We start from the raw sequence: 17,900 nt of genomic DNA on the forward strand, positions 1-17,900 counted from the left end.
GTTTATGCCATTGGGTGCGCTGCATCAAGGCCGCGCGCTCTTGCCCGTGGCGGGTTCTCGCCCTAGGGTGGGCTTTATTAGTTTCCAGGGGATGGGAATGAGCGAACGTAGCGGCATATTTGCCGGCACCGATCCGTTTGAAATAGCGGGGCGGTGGCTGGCTGAGGCCAAAGAGAATGAACCGAACGATCCGGACGCGATTGCTTTGGCGACCGTCGATTCGGACGGCATGCCAAATGTGCGCATGGTTCTGCTGAAAGAGATCGAACCGGCAGCTTTTGTGTTCTACACCAACTACGAAAGTGCCAAGGCGGCCGAGTTGGACAGCGCCGGAAAAGCTGCTTTTGTGATGCATTGGAAATCTCTGCGGCGGCAAATCCGAGTTCGTGGTACAATAACCAGAGAAAGCGGGCCGCAGGCGGATGAGTATTATGCGTCTCGCTCGCTAAAAAGCCGATTGGGGGCCTGGGCGTCCAAGCAGTCTCAGCCTCTCAGCAGTCGCTCGGTTTTAATGGCCGAGGTGGCCAAGGTAACGGCCAAGTTGGGCCCGAACCCGCCACGCCCGCCGTTCTGGGGCGGCTATCGGCTGGTGCCAACCGAAATCGAATTCTGGGCCGATGGGGCCTTTCGGTTGCACGACAGGTTCCGATGGCAGCGGGATCAAGTGGGTTCCGACTGGCAGATACAGAGGTTAAATCCATGACGTTCGCGTATCGTGAAATGCAAGAGGCCGAAAACAAAAGGTTTTTTCAGCTTGAATTTGCGGGCCATTCCCATACACATCGGACCCTTAACGAAACGACAATTTTCGCGATGGGAACGCCGTGCCAGAAGATCTGAACAACATGTACCGCGTCCGTGGACACGTGAAATGGTTCGACCCTGCGAAGGGTTTCGGGTTTGTTGTGTCTGATGAGGGCGGTCCGGATATTTTGTTGCACGTCAATGTGTTGCGCAACTTCGGCCAAAGCTCGGTCGCGGATGGTGCGGGCATAGAAATCATGACCCATCGCACGGACCGTGGTGTTCAGGCGGTAGAGGTCATCAGTGTCGATCCGCCCGCGCGGACGGACACGATGATGCTGGCTGATTTTGCCGAGCTTGATCCGGTTGAGATCGCCGCTGCCCCTCTAGAGGCCGCGCGGGTCAAATGGTTCGACAAAGGCAAAGGCTTTGGGTTTGCCAATGTTTTTGGCCGTGGTGAAGATGTGTTCCTGCATATCGAAGTACTGCGCCGCTCTGGTCTGTCGGATCTGCAGCCGGGCGAGGCCCTCGCGATGCGTGTCATCAGTGGCAAGCGTGGACGTATGGCGGCTCAGGTACTGGCCTGGGAAGCTGCTTTGGACGACTGAGTGTTTCATGCCTAAGTTTTTTCCGGGTCTTTTAGCGGTTTTGTTGCTTTGGTCCGGGATGACCTGGGCTGCGTGTAAGCCTGATCAGATCGACATCAAGAACGACTCGGCGCAGATCCGTTTCAATATCGAATTGGCGATTAGCCCGCAGGATCGGTCGCGTGGATTGATGTTCCGCGAGTCGCTGCCAAACCGTTCGGGTATGCTGTTCGTTTTTGACCCGCCGCAGCCCGTGGTGTTCTGGATGAAGAACACACTGATTCCCCTGGACATCATTTTCCTCGATCGGGCTGGAACCGTGTCGCATGTCCATCAAGGTGCGATTCCCGGTGATTTGACGCCAATCGAAGGTGGCGATTCCGTCTTTGCGGTTCTCGAAATCAACGCGGGACTGGCCGCGCGCTACTCGATTAAGCCCGGAACCGTCATGCGGCACGAAATTTTTTCGCAAGGTCCTGCAATTTGGTCCTGTTAGGGCTTTTCAAATCAGATTGGCATGGTTAGGAAGGCGCACGGTTCGGGGCGTGGCGCAGTCTGGTAGCGCACCTGTTTTGGGTACAGGGGGTCGTAGGTTCGAATCCTGCCGCCCCGACCACTTCTTTCAATTATGTTGGTGATCCACCCAACGCTTGGTAAAGCGCGCCAAGCGCCTTATCCAGCGTTTCGCTTTCCACTGGTACTTTGACCGACGGGCCGCTTTTGCGTGGGACGCTGAAATACAGCTCGGCATCGACAAGGTAACCCGAGTTGTTCTTGGTCGTTGTCAGCCGCATCACGCTTTTGGGCAGATCCTGAGGGTAACCGTCATAGTTGAGAATCAGAAAAGCGGTCATGTCCGGAGGTAGAAGCTCGGTGCATTCGAAAACCCGATTCCCGGTATTTTCAAAGCGTTCACCCGGGCCGTCGCAGCTTATCTCGAACGTGTCGAACAGCCTTTTGGGAAATTCATCGAACTGGGCGCTGCGTGCCGGAGGGCGCACATCTTGTGGTGTGCAGGCCACGATCAGGGCCAGAATCGGAAGTAAACGTAACAACGACATCTGTCCGCTCCCCTTTGAGTGATCGCGCCGGGCGGATTACCTGACGCCGCGGTTCAAAATGACCGCTTCGTGATTCTCATCCAACCTAGACACCTTAGCGTTAGATTATCAAATTCCGATAACTGTGCCGGGAAACACAGTTAATTTACCTGCGGGTTTTTTGAATCTCTGGGTGTACCCGGTAGATGAACCTGTGGAGGAATCAGAACAGGGTGTCCGGAAGCAAGCTGTCAGAAATGGGTCAACACAAAAGATATCAAAAATGACCTAAAAATGGCGTTGACGATCTATGGGTCGATACGTCAAGTTGTATGGGCCGGAAGGGTTGCCACAAAATCTGGTATCAAAACCAGAATAGGGCACAGGGCGAGGGTCGGAAAGCACATCATAGTAACGTGCAACCGTTTGATCGGTTTTGCGCTGCGGAATGCAGCGGCTGGTCTATTGCGCCTAATTTTATACGGCATGGCGATCGGTCCGCGTCTGAGGACCTGACGCAGAAAGACAAGTTGATTGAATCTAGGGCGTGCGGACATGAAGATTGACAGGAAATTTACGAAACCGGGGCTGGACGCTTATGCGGAACTGGACTTTGTCTCAGCGACGTCTGAGATCCGAAACCCCGATGGCACCATCGTTTTCCGCCTGGACAACATCGAAGTGCCCACGCGTTGGAGCCAGGTTGCCAGCGACGTCATCGCGCAGAAGTATTTCCGTAAAGCGGGCGTGCCGACTAAGCTGAAGAAAGTAAAAGAGAAAGACGTCCCCGAATTCCTGTGGCGCTCGGTCCCGGCTGATGGCGCGGAGTTCGATGGTGAGACGTCTTCAAAGCAGGTTTTTGACCGTCTGGCGGGCGCCTGGGCCTATTGGGGCTGGAAAGGTGGCTACTTCTCGACCGAAGAGGATGCACGCGCCTACTTTGATGAGATGCGCTATATGCTGGCGACGCAGCGCGCCGCACCGAACAGCCCGCAGTGGTTTAACACCGGTCTGCACTGGGCATATGGAATCGATGGTCCCGCGCAGGGTCACCACTATGTCGACTACAAGACCGGCAAGCTGACCAAATCGAAATCCGCTTATGAACATCCGCAGCCGCACGCGTGCTTCATCCAGTCTGTCGATGATGATCTCGTGAACGAAGGCGGCATCATGGATCTGTGGGTGCGCGAGGCGCGCCTGTTCAAATACGGCTCGGGTACCGGGACCAACTTCAGCCACTTGCGCGCAGAAGGCGAGGCGCTGTCGGGTGGCGGCAAGTCCTCGGGCCTTATGGGCTTTCTCAAGATCGGCGACCGCGCCGCTGGCGCGATCAAATCAGGCGGAACAACCCGTCGAGCAGCAAAGATGGTAATCGTCGATGCTGATCACCCTGACATCGAGAAATTCATCGAATGGAAGGTGATCGAAGAGCAGAAGGTGGCCTCGATCGTAGCCGGATCGAAGATGCACGAGAAGATGCTGAACGGCATTTTCGAGGCCATCCGCACATGGGACGGCGCGCAAGACGACGCGTATGATCCCAAGAAGAATGACGCCCTGCAAGCCGCCGTTCGCGAAGCGAAAAAGGTTGCGATCCCAGAAACTTACATCAAGCGCGTGTTGGATTACGCCAAGCAGGGTCACGACAGTATCGAATTCCCGACCTACGATACGGACTGGGATTCGGAAGCTTATAGCTCGGTCTCGGGTCAGAACTCGAACAACTCGATCCGCGTGACCAATGCGTTCCTGACCGCCGTCGAGAAAGACGCGGATTGGGAGCTGATTAACCGCACCGATGGCAAGGTCTCCAAGACCGTCAAGGCGCGGGATCTGTGGGAAAAAGTTGGCCACGCCGCATGGGCTTGCGCCGATCCCGGCATTCAGTTCCACGACACGGTCAACGAATGGCACACATGCCCCAAAGACGGTGAGATTCGCGGTTCGAACCCGTGCTCGGAATACATGTTCCTTGATGACACGGCGTGTAACCTTGCCTCGATGAACCTGCTGACCTTCCTCAAAGATGGTGAGTTCCAGGCGGAAGACTACATGCACGCCTCGCGTCTGTGGACCCTGACGCTGGAAATCTCGGTCACGATGGCGCAGTTCCCATCCAAGGAAATCGCGCAACTGTCCTATGATTTCCGCACCTTGGGTCTGGGCTATGCCAACATCGGTGGTCTGCTGATGAACATGGGCCACAGCTACGACTCGGATGAGGGTCGGGCGATCTGTGGCGCACTGACCGCGATCATGACCGGTGTGGCCTATGCGACCTCGGCCGAGATTGCCGGAGAGCTTGGAACCTTCAAGGGCTATGAGCGCAACGCAGACAACATGCTGCGCGTCATCCGGAACCACCGCCGTGCCTCGCAAGGTGTGACCGATGGGTATGAGAAACTGGCCGTGAAGCCGGTGCCTCTGGACCATGGCAACTGCCCGGACAAGCGTCTGGTCGACCTGGCGATGTCGGCTTGGGACGAGGCGCTGAGCCTTGGCGAAAAGAACGGCTATCGTAACGCGCAAGCCACGGTGATCGCGCCCACCGGCACCATTGGTCTGGTGATGGATTGTGACACGACCGGGATTGAGCCGGACTTCGCTCTGGTGAAGTTCAAGAAGCTCGCGGGTGGCGGTTACTTCAAGATCATCAACCGCTCGGTGCCGTCGGCGCTGGAAAAGCAGGGCTATTCCTCGTCCCAGATCGAAGAGATCGTGGGTTACGCGGTTGGTCACGGCACCATCGGCAATGCACCGGGGATCAACCACACCTCGCTGACGGGTCACGGGTTTGGCCCGAATGAGCTGGCCAAGGTGGATGCCGCACTGGAAAGCGCCTTTGATATCCGGTTCGTCTTCAACCAGTGGACACTGGGCGAGGATTTCTGCACCGGCGTTCTGGGCATCCCGGCGACCAAGCTGAATGATCCGACCTTTGACCTGCTGCGCCACCTGGGCTTTACCAAGGCGGATATCGACGCGGCCAACGACCACGTTTGCGGAACCATGACGCTGGAAGGCGCGCCGCACTTGAAGGAAGAGCATTATTCGATCTTCGACTGCGCTAACCCGTGCGGCAAGAAAGGTAAGCGTTTCCTTGGGGTTGATAGCCACATCACTATGATGGCAGCGGCGCAAAGCTTCATCTCGGGTGCGATCAGTAAAACGATCAACATGCCGAATGACGCGACAATTGAGGACTGCCAGAAAGCCTATGAACTCAGCTGGTCGCTGGGTGTGAAGGCCAACGCGCTGTATCGTGATGGCTCAAAACTGTCGCAGCCGCTGGCCGCCGCTCTGGTCGAGGATGATGACGAGGCGGCAGAGGTGCTGGAAAGCGGCACGGCCCATGAAAAAGCCGTCGTTCTCGCCGAAAAGGTCATCGAGAAGGTCGTCGTCAAGGAAATCATTCGCAGCCATCGTGAGAAACTGCCGCATCGCCGCAAGGGTTACACCCAGAAAGCGATCGTCGGTGGCCACAAGGTCTATCTGCGGACAGGTGAGTTCGAAGACGGTAAGCTGGGCGAGATCTTCATCGACATGCATAAGGAAGGCGCTGGCTTCCGGGCGATGATGAACAACTTTGCCATCGCAGTGTCGGTTGGCCTGCAATACGGTGTGCCGCTGGAAGAATTCGTCGACGCCTTTACCTTCACCAAGTTCGAACCGGCGGGGATGGTGCAGGGCAACGACTCGATCAAGAACGCGACGTCGATCCTGGATTACATCTTCCGCGAACTCGCCGTGTCCTATCTGGACCGTACCGATCTGGCCCATGTGAAACCCGAAGGTGCCACATTTGATGATCTGGGCCGGGGCGAGGAAGATGGCTTGTCCAACGTATCCGAGATCAGCGACAGCGCCGCGTCCAAGTCCTTGGAAGTGTTGAAACAAATCAGCTCGACCGGTTATCTGCGCAAGCGACTGCCGCAGGATCTTGTGGTGTTCAACGGCGGCCAGCCCGAAGTTAACGGCATGGCGGAACCCGCCGCGCAATTCGAAGCCCCGGTTGCGGAAACTGCCGTTGCCACGGGCATGGACGCACGGACCAAGGCCAAGATGCAGGGGTACGAGGGCGATCCTTGCGGCGAATGCGGAAACTACACGCTGGTGCGCAATGGCACCTGCATGAAGTGCAACACCTGCGGTTCGACCAGCGGGTGTAGCTAAGGAAAACGCCCCGTCAGGCGGGGTGTAGGGATCAGGGTTTCCCCTCGGATGTCCGATCCCGACGAACACGGAGCAAGGCGTTGAGACTTACCAAATACGCCTTGGTCCACTCGGTCGACATGCCCGTGTCGACCGGGAACAGGGTGGGGCGGAATATTTGCTCTTTCCCACTCTCTCACGGGACGGGTGCGCTCGTCCCATGCGACGTCCAGGCCGCAGGCAAACAAAACACCGGGCGGTCAACGAATGGAGCCTGGATGGCGAAACTGACAGGGGGCTTCGGCCCCCTTTCTTTTTGCCCCCCGAGTCGGTGATTTAGGCAGGGCCTTGCCGGAACGGCACAGGCGCATCGGGCAAGAACCGCCGAAACGTGGATTGTATGTTTCGCCCAGCGGTTGATTGCAGACGCGACTCGGACAAACACGCGGAGAATGGCGCGAAACAGGGTGTGTTGCCGGGTTGGGGTGACGACATTCATCGGTTTGGTGTCTGTGGTGCCTGTCCGGACGAAAACACACACAAATACCACTTAGGAGGCATCACAATGAAACCGCAAAACCTGGCAATCATTTCCGCATTCGTATTGGGCCTGCCGGCGATGGCTGCCGCGCAGTCCTCGGCGGACACCAACGGCGACGGAGTTCTGACCATAGAAGAAGTTCAGGCCGTTCTGCCCGAGGTTGACGCCGATGGTTTCTCGGCGATGGACGCCAACGGCGACGGGTCCCTGGACGCAGATGAAATTGCCATCGCACAGGAAGCAGGGTTGCTACCGCCCAGCAACGGCTAATCCTGCGAAGGCATCGGCGGCCCGTACCCCCACGGGCCGCCATATTTCAATGGGTTACGCGGGCAAGTAAATGTTGAATCTACCGCGTAGTTCGGCATCCAAAAGCGGATCGAATCTGGCCGGAGACGGGGTCGAGAGAATCTCTTCCTTCCGGTTCACCGCCTTTTCGATCAAATCGGGTTTGCCAATTTCCACCCATTCTTTCGGGGACGACCGGTCGCCAAAGGTGGGATAGACATAGTCCGCCTGCATGCGGCTCAACGTTGCATCGGTTCCCAGATAGTGACCCGGTCCGCCGATACAGACTTCGGCCATCTGATCCAGTGCCAGCGTTTCGTCAGTCACTTCGATGCCGCGTACACAGCGTTGCGCTTGCCCGATAAGGTCATCGCTGAGGATCAGGCTTTCATGGCAGAATCCCAGCAGCGAGGCATGCATGCCTGCGGACTCATACACCATGTTCAGACCCGAAAGCCCGGCCATGACGTTCGAGCACATCTGCTCCCACCCGGCTTGCATGTCGGGCAGCTTCGCATCCGAAGCACCGGCGGCCGCGCCGCCCGGCAGGTCGTAGAAGTGGTGCATTTGGGCGCAGCCAGCTGTCAGTAGTGCTTGTTCGCCAGACCCGATGGACATCGCACCTGTGCGCAGATCAAGGCCAAAGGGCCAAGTTCCAAAAATCGCGGGGGCACCGGGGCTTACGGCGTTTACGTAAACCAATCCGGCCAGGCATTCGGCGGTGGCCTGCGCGATAGCACCGGCGATTGTCGAGGGTGCGGTGGCACCGGCCATTCCGGCCGACAGCAGCAAAACGGGCATGCCCGCCTTGATGCATTCCTCCATGACTTCACAGCTTTCGGTTGCAAATTTCATCGGCGGAACAACAAAGCAGTTCGAGTTCGACATAAAGGGCCGCTCACGCCACTTATCCTCGCCACCAGCGATCATGTGCAGCATCTCAATCGCCGGGGCAACATGGCTGGGTTCGGTGAAGGACGTGCCGATATGTTTGAACGTGCCGGATGTGGTGGCGTAGACGGTGTTCAAGTCCATTTCAAGGTTGTCCGCAATGTCGCGGCACACCATTGGGCGCTGAACAAAGTGAATGTTTTCAAGTTGTTCACAGATTCGGGATGCGTCGTGTAAGTCTTGAAGGGTCGAATCTCGGTATTCCTGCCCGTGCACGTCAACCATGCTGACAGCTGCGCCGGCCGTGCCAAAGTGGACGCGGTTGCCCGACAGTTCCAGATCGGAATTGCCGTCCCGGGAATGCAAAGTGACCGAGCGATTGGCTTTGGCGATCGTGTCTTCCACCAAAGCACGGGGGAAGCGGATACGCCCGTCGTCGCCCAAGATACAGCCAGCGCCCACAAGATAGTCGATCCCGCTTTGTGGGGCGTCCGCCAAACCAATGGTTTCCAGTGCGGTCAGTGCGGTCTGGTGGATGCGTTCAATCTGTGCCGGGGTCAGTACCTTCAGCGTGCCGCCCTCCATGCCGGGGCGGATCGGGCGCAGATGTTCGGGCAGCGCTGTGGCACGGGCTGCACGGCGCGCGGCACGACCGCCGCTGCGCGATGAGTTTCGGGTTTGTTTGTTCATAATTTAAGGTCCGGTCGAGAAAGTACGTTCAGGGTGAGTGTACTCAGACCACAACCGGACGCCCACGCGCGGCACGCCCGCGATCCGCACCAATGGTACGGCTGATCAGGCGAATCTTCCAAACGTCACTTTGCATGCGGGTCCTCAATTGGTGATGCAAATTTTCTCAATACGAGGGCGCACAATCTGTCCTGTTTGCGACCTGAGGGGCCAAAAACGAAGTGTTGTGCCTTGTCCGCATCACGTTCTTGCGGTGGGGTAAAGTTTTTTCCCGAATGTGGGAAAATCTGTTAAGCTTCCATCACTTATTTAAGAGTGGTCCGTGATCTCAATGGATTTTTAACGATTGCAGACCAAGTTTTATGTGATGAAGTCCGTTATCTGTCGGGCGCGCTGCAAGGAATTTTGGAGAGGTTGATGAAAGCCCTGATGGCCCTCATGACCACTTGCCTGACAATCGGCATTGCGCCGGTATATGCAGAGGATTGGACGGGGGCGTATGCGGGCTTTAGCTTTGGCTATGCGGATGTAGATGGCCCAAATAACTCTGGCGGAAACGACACGACTTTTGGACCGCTTGTCGGTTATGACCATGACTTCGGGAATTTCGTTCTTGGCGGTGAGCTGGAATACAACCGGCTCTCGCTGGATCTGGGGCAGGGTGAAGGCAGCGTGGACAGTCTGACCCGACTTAAGTTGCGCGGTGGTTATGATTTCGGACCGGCCTTGGGCTATGTTGTTGTAGGCGCGGCCCGATTGGATGCGTCGCCCGAAAATGACACCGCTGCGGTTTACGGGATCGGGATTGCCTATCCCATTGGCGACAGTTTCGTCATCAGTGGTGAGGCCTTGCGTCAGAATTTTAACGACGTCACCCGAAGCCAGGGAGATATTGACGCCAACGTGTTCAACCTGCGTACAACCTTCCGGTTTTAATGCCGTCTATTCCGCCGCGTGACTTTCTGCCAGGACGGCGGCGAAATCGCAAATCGTTCTGAGTGCTGCAGCAAAGCGGTCGTCATCAATTGTCATCGCAACGCGCACGTGCCCTTCCGCCGCGGTGCCAAAACTCTCACCGGGCATGACGGCAATTGCGTGTGTATCCAGCAATGCGTTGGCGAATGCCTCACCGCTTAGCCCGGCTGCGCGGATGTCCAGCATCAGGTACATCGCACCCTGTGCCGGTACCAGGCCGATGGTGTTCTGGGTGGCAAGAATCTCGACCGCCAATGCGCGACGGCGCCGGAACGGCGCCGCGATTTCCTCTTCAAGATCATGGCCCGCGCTCAAGGCAAAACTGGCGGCGTCCTGAATGAACCCGGGCACGCCGTAAGTTGTGTGCGTTGCCAGATTGATGAGATGGGCGATCACCTCCTCAGGGCCGACCACCCAACCGCATCGGGACCCGGTCATCGCATGCGACTTGGACATCGAACCAACGACCAAAGTACGTTCGGCCATTTCGGGCAGGGTACGTGGTGAGATATGCTCACCTTCCCAGACCTGCGTGTCATAAACCTCATCCGAGATCAGCCACAGGTCGCGGTCACGGCAAACACCTGCGATACCGTTCAGCGTCTCGCGGGAATATACGACGCCAGTGGGGTTGTTCGGGCTGTTGATCAACAGCGAAACCGCACCATCTGCCGCCGCATCGATCTGCTGCGCGCGCGGCTGGAATGCATCCTCGGCGGTAGTCTGGATGGCGCAGGCTGTCGCACCGGCGCCTCGGATCGTGCCAGGGTAAGTCGCGTAATAGGGATCGAGATACAGGCCGATATCACCGGGATTGCACACCGCCACGTGGGCTGCGAATAGCGCAGATTGGCCGCCCGGAGTGATCAACACGTTGTTTCGGCTTGTCTTCTGACCGGTGCGGGCCTGAATGCGCGCGGCAACAGTGTCGCGCAGCAAATCCGACCCGGGCACAACGGCATAGCCCGTGTTTCCCTGACGTGCCGATAGATCCATGGCATCCAGAATGGTCGGGTGCGTGCGAATGTCATGCTCACCAATGGTGAGTTCAGTAATGACGTGCCCTTCGCTGATCATCCGGCGCGCGCGGTAAAATACATCCCACCCATCACTGCCACCTCCGGTCAGATGAGTGATACGCTGCGACAGTTTCATGGCACGCTCCGATTTTGTCTTCAGCGCAGAATGGGCCAGAGGCGTTGAAAAATGTCAATCAGCTTCGTGGGGGTAAAGTAGACTGCACTTTTTTCGTCAGGGAAGACCGCACCAGATCGTAGGATGTGGCCAGCCGATGACGCAGCTCATCCTCGTCACAGTCAAACGGCAGCCGGATCCAGCTGCGGTGAAAATAGGGGGCCTTCGTGCCAATTCCGGCGTCTATCAGCATCTGAGCCGTCTCGATATCAGGCGTTTTGACGGACACGCCATCGTTGGCAGCGCCGATGCAGGCAAACATCTTGCCGCCAACCTTCCAGGCATCATGGCCTCCGCCCCAAGGGTCGGAAAGGTCAGCGCCTGGAAACGTGCGGCAGATTGAATTGACGAATTCTCGGCTCATGGCCGAAAGGGTGCGCGACCTTGAGATTGAACTCAAGTCTTGGCTGAACGCGTTGTCCATGCTAGGGGAAGGACATGAACCGTATGACCTGCATCATTATCTGCTGCATTACCTGCTGATTTATCAAGCGGGCCGGTTTCTTTCGTTTTCATCCCTGAGACAAGTTGCTAAGCCCGCGCCAAGCGCAAGCATTTGCTGTCTTTAGGAGCCGACCGATGACAACGATCAAACTGCACAACACACGGACGCGGACGAAAGAAGAATTTGTTCCGATCGATCCTGAAAACGTGCAGATGTATGTCTGCGGACCCACGGTCTATGATCGCGCCCATCTGGGCAATGCGCGACCCGTGGTGGTGTTTGACGTGCTCTATCGTTTGCTGCGCCATGTCTACGGCGTGGATCACGTGACCTATGTACGCAATTTCACCGACGTGGATGACAAGATCAACGCGACCGCGCTGGCACGTCAGAAGGCGGGTGCCGAGGGGACGCTGGAGCAGTTGGTGCAAGAGCGTTCGGATGAAACCATCGGCTGGTATCTGCATGACATGGGCGCGTTGGGCGCGCTTGAGCCCGACGAGATGCCCCGTGCGACTCAGTACATCGCGCAAATGGTTGCGATGATTAAGGATTTGATCGCGAAGGGTCACGCCTACGCAGCCGAAGGGCACGTTCTGTTCGCGGTTGATAGCTGGAAGGAACACTACGGCGCTTTGTCTGGTCGCTCCGTCGATGACATGATCGCCGGTGCCCGGGTTGAGGTTGCGCCCTACAAGCGGAACCCGATGGATTTCGTGCTGTGGAAGCCCTCGACCGATGAGTTGCCGGGGTGGGACAGCCCTTGGGGCCGTGGTCGTCCGGGTTGGCACATCGAATGCTCGGCCATGAGCTATGAGCTGTTGGGTGAGAGCTTTGATATTCACGGCGGCGGCAACGACCTGATGTTCCCGCATCATGAAAACGAGATCGCCCAGAGCAAATGCGCCCATCCGCATGGTGAGTTCGCGCGGTACTGGCTGCACAATGAGATGTTGCAGGTGGAAGGCAAGAAGATGTCCAAATCGCTGGGCAACTTCTTCACCGTACATGACTTGCTGGAACAGGGCGTGCCGGGTGAGGTGATCCGCTTTGTCTTTCTGCAGACCCACTATCGCAAGCCGATGGACTGGACCGAGAAAAAGGCCCGTGAGGCTGAGGCGACGCTGCGCAAGTGGCGGGCGCTGACAGCGGGCATCGAGCCCGCCGCCAGCGCTGCACCCGCAGTCGTTGCTGCGCTAGGGGACGACCTGAACACGGCGGGTGCTTTGGCGGAGTTGCACCGTTTGGCGGCGGATGGTGATGCGGCCTCGTTGCTGGCTGGTGCTCAGTTACTTGGTCTGTTGTCGCAAGAAATGGGTGCTTGGGCTGATACGGCTTCGGTGGATCTTTCATCTCATGTAGACAGATTGTCTGATGCGCGGGCGAGTGCAATGCAGAGCAAAGACTTCTCGGAAGTCGATCGCCTAAAGGCAGCTTACCTGGCCGCTGGTCTGGAAGTACGGATGAGCAAGGACGGTGTTGAACTGGTTCCAGGCACCGGGTTCGATGCGGCTAAGCTGGAGGGCGTATGATGACCAAAGAACGCCTCTACCTCTACGACACCACGTTGCGCGACGGGCAGCAAACGCAGGGGGTGCAGTTCTCGACCGCTGAGAAGGTGCAGATCGCGCAGGCTCTGGACGAGTTGGGCGTGGACTATATCGAGGGCGGCTGGCCGGGGGCGAACCCGACGGACAGCGCGTTTTTTGATGCGGCTCCCAAAACGTCGGCCTGCTTGACCGCGTTTGGGATGACCAAGCGATCGGGCCGGTCGGCTGAGAATGACGATGTTCTGGCGGCGGTGATGAACGCGGGTACGCGGGCTGTGTGTCTGGTGGGTAAGTCACACGATTATCACGTGACGGGTGCGCTCGGCATCTCGCTTGAGGAGAATGTCGAGAACGTCCGTGCCTCGGTTGCGCATATTGTGGCGCAGGGGCGCGAGGCGTTGTTTGATGCCGAGCATTTCTTTGACGGCTACAAGGACAATCCAACCTATGCGCTTGAGGTTTGCCAGGCCGCGATGGATGCCGGTGCGCGCTGGGTTGTTCTGTGCGACACCAATGGCGGCGCTTTGCCCGCGGAGGTGTCTCGGATTGTGTCCGAGATGGTCGCGGCGGGCCTGCCGGGGGACCGGCTGGGTATCCATACTCATAACGATACGGAAAACGCGGTGGCCTGTACTTTGGCGGCTGTCGATGCAGGGGCGCGGCAGGTTCAGGGAACCTTGAACGGATTGGGAGAGCGTTGCGGAAATGCGAACCTGACCTCATTGATACCGACGCTGCTGCAGAAAGAACCTTATGCATCGAGCTTTGACATCGGCGTCAGTGTCGAGGCGCTGGCGGGTCTGACCCGCGTCAGCCGCATGCTGGACGAGATCCTGAACCGAGTGCCCAGCAAGCAATCAGCCTATGTCGGGGCGTCCGCATTTGCGCACAAGGCAGGGCTGCATGCCAGCGCGATCCTCAAGGACCCGACGACCTACGAACATGTGGATCCGGCGTCGGTTGGGAACACACGGATCATTCCGATGTCAAACCAGGCGGGGCAGTCGAACCTGCGCCAGCGCTTGATCGAGGCCGGTTTGTCGGTCGAACCCGGTGACCCGGCCTTGGGCCGTATCCTCGAGCGGATCAAGCTGCGCGAGGCGGAAGGTTATTCCTACGACACCGCGCAGGCCAGCTTTGAGCTTCTGGCGCGGGACGAACTGGGTCAACTGCCCGAGTTCTTCGAGGTCAAGCGTTATAAAGTCACCGTTGAACGGCGCAAGAACAAGTACAACAAGATGGTCAGCTTGTCCGAGGCCGTTGTTGTGGTGAAGGTCGATGGTGAAAAGAAGCTGTCGGTCAGCGAGTCTCTGGATGGGTCCGGCGGTGACCGGGGTCCAGTGAACGCGCTGGCCAAGGCGCTGGCCAAAGATCTTGGACAGTATTCGCGGATTCTGGACGATATGCACTTGGTCGACTTCAAGGTGCGTATCACGCAGGGCGGCACCGAGGCTGTGACCCGCGTCATCATCGACAGCGAAGACGGGCAGGGGCGCCGGTGGTCCACTGTCGGCGTCAGTGCGAACATAGTCGACGCCTCGTTCGAGGCACTGCTGGACGCGATCCAATGGAAACTGGTGCGTGATTGTGGGCCGCAAACGGCGGTGGCTGAGTGAGCGCGCCATTTGACGATGACGTCAAGGCCTGTGCCGCGCTGTTGCATCGGGCCGATCCTGACCGGTTCATGGCGGCCATGGCGGCCCCGGTTTCCGCACGGGCGGTGTTGTTTCCGATCTATGCGCTGAACATCGAAGTCGCCCGGGCACCCTGGGTGACGCAAGAGCCGATGATTGCCGAGATGCGCCTGCAATGGTGGCGCGATGCGTTGCAAGAAATTGCCGAAGGTCCGACTGTTCGCCGGCATGAGGTCGTCACACCGCTGTCGCGTGTCTTGTCCCCTCATCTTGCGTCGATGATGGATGAATATGTGGCCGTCAGGCGTTGGGATATTTATCGCGACCCGTTCGAAGACGAAGATCATTTCGACGCGTACATAAACCACAGCGCGGGCACGCTTACGGTGGTAGCAGCACAGGCGCTGGGGTCGGCAGATGAGGATGTCGTGCGGGACTTTGGCTATGCCGTTGGGGTCGCCAACTGGTTGCGCGCCATCCCGGACCTCGAAGCACGCGGGCGAATTCCGCTGTTGGATGGAACGCCTGCGGGTGTTCAGCGTCTGGCTGAAAAAGCGTACGGGCGGTTGAAACGGGCGCGGACACAGCGGCGCTCGGTTTCGGTAAAAGCCGCCGCTGCGCTGCATGCGGGTTGGCAAACCGAATTGGTTCTAAAGCAGGTCATTGCGCGCCCGGACAGGGTCGCCTCAGGAACCCTTGGGCCGGGTGAAATCCGCCGCCGCCTGTCATTGATGGTGCAGGCGGCAACGGGGCGCTGGTAGTTACTCCCAGCCGCCAGCGCGCATTTCGGCCGAGATCTTCAGTTGCACCAAGTCTGACGTTCCCGGGGCAAACATCCCGACGCCATACTCGCTGCGCAAAAGTTGGCCAGCGGCTTCGACGGCAACCCAGTCACCTTTGTAATAATCGAAAAATCCGGCCAGAGGGTGTTCGCCCATGAAGGTCAGGTCAATCTCAAGCGTTGCGGGCTTGGTCTGATCCTTGATCGTCAAATCTCCGATCATTTGCAGGGTGCTTGCACCGGTTTGCACCGCCGAGGTCGAGACGAATTTGATGTTTGGGTAAGCCTCGACGTCGAAGAAATCACCACTTTTGAGATGATCGTTGAGCGGCCCCCAACCGGTTTCGACACTTGAGGCGTCGATTGTGATAACCGCGCTGGTTGCGGTGACGTTTTCAGGGTCAAACTCGACGGTGCCTGAAACGGCTGTCCATTCGCCGGATTGTTCGGTCAGTCCCGCGTGGTTGTAGTAGAACCGGATTTCTGTGTGACTTTGATCAAAGTGATAGGTTTCGGCAAGGGCTGGCGTAGCCAGTGCCAACACGAGGGCAGATGCGGTAAACAGCTTCATGACATTTCTCTAATTTGTAGGGTTGATAATTAACATGTAAATGCATCTAATGTGATGAGCAAAGGAAAACCACAATCCTCGCGGAGGCGTGATGAGCGGATTTGAAGAAAGAGAGGCGGCTTGGATCGCTCTGAACCAGACACGCACCCGGATCTTTTCCCGGGCCGAGCGCGCCTTGGTCGCTGCCGGGTTTCCCAGGCTGCATTGGTATGATGTGTTGTGGGAGTTGGAACGAGCCCCAGACGGCCTGCGACCTAAACAGCTGGAGCAACAGCTGCTGTTTGATCAGTCCAGCTTTTCCCGTCAGGTCGCACGGATGGCGGAAGACGGGTTGTTGACGCGCCATGCTGCGGCGGGGGACGGACGGGGAAAAATCCTGTGCATTACCGACAAAGGCCGCACCCTGAGGCGGCAGATGTGGGACATCTACCGCATGCACATAGATGAGGGTTTAGCAGAGGCGCAAAAGTCAGGTGCCTTTGCGTCGATACTGAACCTTAACGATTAGGCTGTTCGGGGCCGCATCGTCAGCCACAAAAGCGCGCCGCCCGCCATAGTCAGAAGGGGGACCATCGCGACGTTCACCGCTGTCCAGCCTTCGATTGGAGAGCCGCCGGAACAGTTCATCAGCCCGCCGGAAGCCAGCGAGGCAAACGTGACGCCACCAAACACCAGCAGGTCGTTCAGCCCCTGCATGCGTCCGCGCTCGCTGACGTCATGCGATTCAGCCAACATGGTAGTTGCGCCGATAAAGCCAAAGTTCCAGCCGATGCCCAGCAGGATCAACGCAACAAAGAAATTACCCAGCTCAACGCCCTGCAAAGCCACCACTCCGGCCGCCGCAAGAATGAGTAGGCCCAGCGCCACGATCCGTTCGACCCCAAAGCGGGCAATCAATTGTCCGGTGAAAAAGCTGGGAATGTACATCGCCAACACGTGGCTGGTGACGACATCCGCCGCATCATTGGCGCTGAACCCGCAGCCTACGACGGCCAGCGGTGTCGACGTCATCACAAGGTTCATCAGCGCGTAGGACACCATGGCGCAGATGATCGCAACCGCAATACGCGGCGTCTTCAGCAGCTCGATCCGGGACCGGCCTTTGGGGGCATCAGCCGCAGGCTTTGGCGGGGTTGGAATGTCGAGGAAAAAGAACAAGGCTGAGCCAATGACGTTCACCGCGATCACCGCGATATACGTGCCGAGGAATGGAATGACATACGCGGTCGAGGTCAATTTGACGATCTGAGGTCCGATGATTGCCGCTGCCAGACCTCCCGCCATGACGTAGGAAATCGCTTTGGGACGGAAATCGTCCGATGCGGTGTCAGCGGCGGCAAAGCGGTAGAAACCGTGCGCGCTCATGTAGATGCCGGTCAGCAGGCTGCCAGCAAGAAACACTGGGAATGACCCCAGAAACAAGCCATATGCGCCGACAAGCCCGCCGCAAGCCCCTGCCGTTGCCCCTACCAGAAATCCAGCACGGCGACCCCAGCGTTGCATGATGGCCGAGATCGGCGTCGCCGCCAGCATTGAGCCAAGGACGATCAATGATATGGGCAGAGTCGCCAGGCAGGGATTGGTTGCCAATGATTGGCCGGCCAGCCCACCGACGATAAAGATCATTGGCATCTGTGCGCCAAGCAAGGCCTGCGCGGCCACCAGAACGGCGACATTCCGTTTGGCCTGACTGTTGTCGGAGGGGGTGGCGGTCATCGTCATGAGCACATGCGTAATGTCGAAAACGATTGTGCACAAGCGGGTTGCATCTGCGGCAAAGCAGCCTAACGTGCAGTCGATCATCGAGGCCGGAG

Annotated in this window: 16 protein-coding genes and 1 tRNA gene; 11 read left to right on the forward strand and 6 right to left on the reverse strand. The window is 58.0% G+C overall.

What is annotated here, in order from left to right; translation table 11 throughout:
* Positions 1–97: 97 nt before the first annotated feature.
* The 4 genes from pdxH (at position 98) to DS906_RS10920 (ending at position 1,947) form a co-directional block, all read left to right on the forward strand.
* Complete coding sequence (pdxH, locus tag DS906_RS10905) at positions 98–703, forward strand: pyridoxamine 5'-phosphate oxidase (protein ID WP_113790196.1); 606 nt, start codon at positions 98–100, stop codon at positions 701–703.
* 142 nt (positions 704–845) lie between these two features.
* The gene (locus DS906_RS10910; protein ID WP_369934646.1) at positions 846–1,352 is read left to right on the forward strand and encodes a cold-shock protein; all 507 of its coding nucleotides are present in this window, start codon (positions 846–848) and stop codon (positions 1,350–1,352) included.
* A 7-nt stretch (positions 1,353–1,359) separates the two neighbouring features.
* On the forward strand, positions 1,360–1,827 hold the full coding sequence (locus DS906_RS10915) for a DUF192 domain-containing protein (protein ID WP_113790197.1): 468 nt from the start codon (positions 1,360–1,362) through the stop codon (positions 1,825–1,827).
* A gap of 43 nt (positions 1,828–1,870) precedes the next feature.
* Positions 1,871–1,947 (forward strand) — tRNA-Pro (locus DS906_RS10920).
* Between the two features lie 10 nt (positions 1,948–1,957).
* Here DS906_RS10920 and DS906_RS10925 read toward each other — a convergent pair.
* The gene (locus DS906_RS10925; RefSeq protein WP_113790198.1) at positions 1,958–2,392 is read right to left on the reverse strand and encodes a hypothetical protein; all 435 of its coding nucleotides are present in this window, start codon (positions 2,390–2,392) and stop codon (positions 1,958–1,960) included.
* 534 nt (positions 2,393–2,926) lie between these two features.
* Here DS906_RS10925 and DS906_RS10930 point away from each other — a divergent pair.
* Together DS906_RS10930 and DS906_RS10935 are read left to right on the forward strand one after the other, a co-directional pair.
* Positions 2,927–6,547, forward strand: a complete 3,621-nt coding sequence (locus DS906_RS10930) for a vitamin B12-dependent ribonucleotide reductase (RefSeq protein ID WP_113790199.1) — start codon at positions 2,927–2,929, stop codon at positions 6,545–6,547.
* Positions 6,548–7,091: 544 nt separating this feature from the next.
* The gene (locus DS906_RS10935; protein WP_108859061.1) at positions 7,092–7,337 is read left to right on the forward strand and encodes a hypothetical protein; all 246 of its coding nucleotides are present in this window, start codon (positions 7,092–7,094) and stop codon (positions 7,335–7,337) included.
* A gap of 54 nt (positions 7,338–7,391) precedes the next feature.
* Here DS906_RS10935 and DS906_RS10940 read toward each other — a convergent pair whose 3' ends face one another.
* A complete protein-coding gene (locus DS906_RS10940; RefSeq protein WP_113790200.1) occupies positions 7,392–8,936 on the reverse strand; it encodes a trimethylamine methyltransferase family protein in 1,545 nt (514 codons plus the stop codon).
* Positions 8,937–9,353: 417 nt separating this feature from the next.
* Between DS906_RS10940 and DS906_RS10945 the strand changes: the two genes are divergently transcribed.
* A complete protein-coding gene (locus DS906_RS10945; protein ID WP_113790265.1) occupies positions 9,354–9,872 on the forward strand; it encodes an outer membrane protein in 519 nt (172 codons plus the stop codon).
* 6 nt (positions 9,873–9,878) lie between these two features.
* Here DS906_RS10945 and DS906_RS10950 read toward each other — a convergent pair whose 3' ends face one another.
* The gene (locus DS906_RS10950; RefSeq protein ID WP_113790201.1) at positions 9,879–11,066 is read right to left on the reverse strand and encodes a pyridoxal phosphate-dependent aminotransferase; all 1,188 of its coding nucleotides are present in this window, start codon (positions 11,064–11,066) and stop codon (positions 9,879–9,881) included.
* A 58-nt stretch (positions 11,067–11,124) separates the two neighbouring features.
* Positions 11,125–11,469 carry an MmcQ/YjbR family DNA-binding protein gene (locus DS906_RS10955; protein ID WP_113790202.1) on the reverse strand — a complete coding sequence of 115 codons (345 nt, stop codon included), beginning with the start codon at positions 11,467–11,469 and terminating at the stop codon, positions 11,125–11,127.
* A 215-nt stretch (positions 11,470–11,684) separates the two neighbouring features.
* Here DS906_RS10955 and cysS point away from each other — a divergent pair, with 215 nt between their 5' ends.
* Genes cysS through DS906_RS10975 form a run of 3 tightly spaced genes read left to right on the forward strand, consistent with a single transcriptional unit; the run spans position 11,685 to position 15,495 of the window.
* On the forward strand, positions 11,685–13,082 hold the full coding sequence (cysS, locus tag DS906_RS10965) for a cysteine--tRNA ligase (protein WP_113790204.1): 1,398 nt from the start codon (positions 11,685–11,687) through the stop codon (positions 13,080–13,082).
* Positions 13,082–14,716, forward strand: coding sequence for a citramalate synthase (gene cimA, locus DS906_RS10970; protein WP_113790266.1), 1,635 nt, complete (start codon positions 13,082–13,084; stop codon positions 14,714–14,716). The genes cysS and cimA overlap by 1 nt, the downstream gene beginning before the upstream one ends.
* Positions 14,713–15,495, forward strand: a complete 783-nt coding sequence (locus tag DS906_RS10975; protein WP_113790205.1) for a squalene/phytoene synthase family protein — start codon at positions 14,713–14,715, stop codon at positions 15,493–15,495. The genes cimA and DS906_RS10975 overlap by 4 nt, the downstream gene beginning before the upstream one ends.
* On the opposite strand, the gene DS906_RS10980 is transcribed toward DS906_RS10975, so the two are convergent.
* Complete coding sequence (locus DS906_RS10980) at positions 15,496–16,086, reverse strand: YceI family protein (RefSeq protein WP_113790206.1); 591 nt, start codon at positions 16,084–16,086, stop codon at positions 15,496–15,498. It abuts the gene before it with no gap.
* Positions 16,087–16,177: 91 nt separating this feature from the next.
* On the opposite strand from DS906_RS10980, the gene DS906_RS10985 reads away from it, so the two are divergent.
* Entirely contained in the window at positions 16,178–16,594 is a 417-nt protein-coding gene (locus tag DS906_RS10985) for a MarR family winged helix-turn-helix transcriptional regulator (protein WP_113790207.1), read from the forward strand.
* Here the strand turns inward: DS906_RS10985 and DS906_RS10990 are convergent.
* Positions 16,591–17,808 carry an MFS transporter gene (locus DS906_RS10990; protein WP_113790208.1) on the reverse strand — a complete coding sequence of 406 codons (1,218 nt, stop codon included), beginning with the start codon at positions 17,806–17,808 and terminating at the stop codon, positions 16,591–16,593. The two genes, DS906_RS10985 and DS906_RS10990, sit on opposite strands and share 4 nt — an antisense overlap.
* Positions 17,809–17,900: the final 92 nt, after the last annotated feature.

Source organism: Ruegeria sp. A3M17 (assembly GCF_003318255.1).
In the GTDB taxonomy this organism is placed as follows: domain Bacteria; phylum Pseudomonadota; class Alphaproteobacteria; order Rhodobacterales; family Rhodobacteraceae; genus Ruegeria.

Excerpts from the sequence above, each read along its gene's own strand:
- DS906_RS10935 (WP_108859061.1), top strand. The coding sequence starts at position 7,092 with ATGAAACCGCAAAACCTGGCAATCATTTCCGCATTCGTATTGGGCCTG.
- DS906_RS10945 (WP_113790265.1), top strand. The coding sequence starts at position 9,354 with ATGAAAGCCCTGATGGCCCTCATGACCACTTGCCTGACAATCGGCATT.
- DS906_RS10950 (WP_113790201.1), bottom strand. The coding sequence starts at position 11,066 with ATGAAACTGTCGCAGCGTATCACTCATCTGACCGGAGGTGGCAGTGAT.
- cysS (WP_113790204.1), top strand. The coding sequence starts at position 11,685 with ATGACAACGATCAAACTGCACAACACACGGACGCGGACGAAAGAAGAA.
- DS906_RS10985 (WP_113790207.1), top strand. The coding sequence starts at position 16,178 with ATGAGCGGATTTGAAGAAAGAGAGGCGGCTTGGATCGCTCTGAACCAG.
- DS906_RS10990 (WP_113790208.1), bottom strand. The coding sequence starts at position 17,808 with ATGACGATGACCGCCACCCCCTCCGACAACAGTCAGGCCAAACGGAAT.
- DS906_RS10940 (WP_113790200.1), bottom strand. The coding sequence starts at position 8,936 with ATGAACAAACAAACCCGAAACTCATCGCGCAGCGGCGGTCGTGCCGCG.
- DS906_RS10980 (WP_113790206.1), bottom strand. The coding sequence starts at position 16,086 with ATGAAGCTGTTTACCGCATCTGCCCTCGTGTTGGCACTGGCTACGCCA.
- DS906_RS10910 (WP_369934646.1), top strand. The coding sequence starts at position 846 with ATGTACCGCGTCCGTGGACACGTGAAATGGTTCGACCCTGCGAAGGGT.
- DS906_RS10955 (WP_113790202.1), bottom strand. The coding sequence starts at position 11,469 with ATGAGCCGAGAATTCGTCAATTCAATCTGCCGCACGTTTCCAGGCGCT.
- cimA (WP_113790266.1), top strand. The coding sequence starts at position 13,082 with ATGACCAAAGAACGCCTCTACCTCTACGACACCACGTTGCGCGACGGG.
- DS906_RS10930 (WP_113790199.1), top strand. The coding sequence starts at position 2,927 with ATGAAGATTGACAGGAAATTTACGAAACCGGGGCTGGACGCTTATGCG.
- pdxH (WP_113790196.1), top strand. The coding sequence starts at position 98 with ATGAGCGAACGTAGCGGCATATTTGCCGGCACCGATCCGTTTGAAATA.
- DS906_RS10915 (WP_113790197.1), top strand. The coding sequence starts at position 1,360 with ATGCCTAAGTTTTTTCCGGGTCTTTTAGCGGTTTTGTTGCTTTGGTCC.
- DS906_RS10925 (WP_113790198.1), bottom strand. The coding sequence starts at position 2,392 with ATGTCGTTGTTACGTTTACTTCCGATTCTGGCCCTGATCGTGGCCTGC.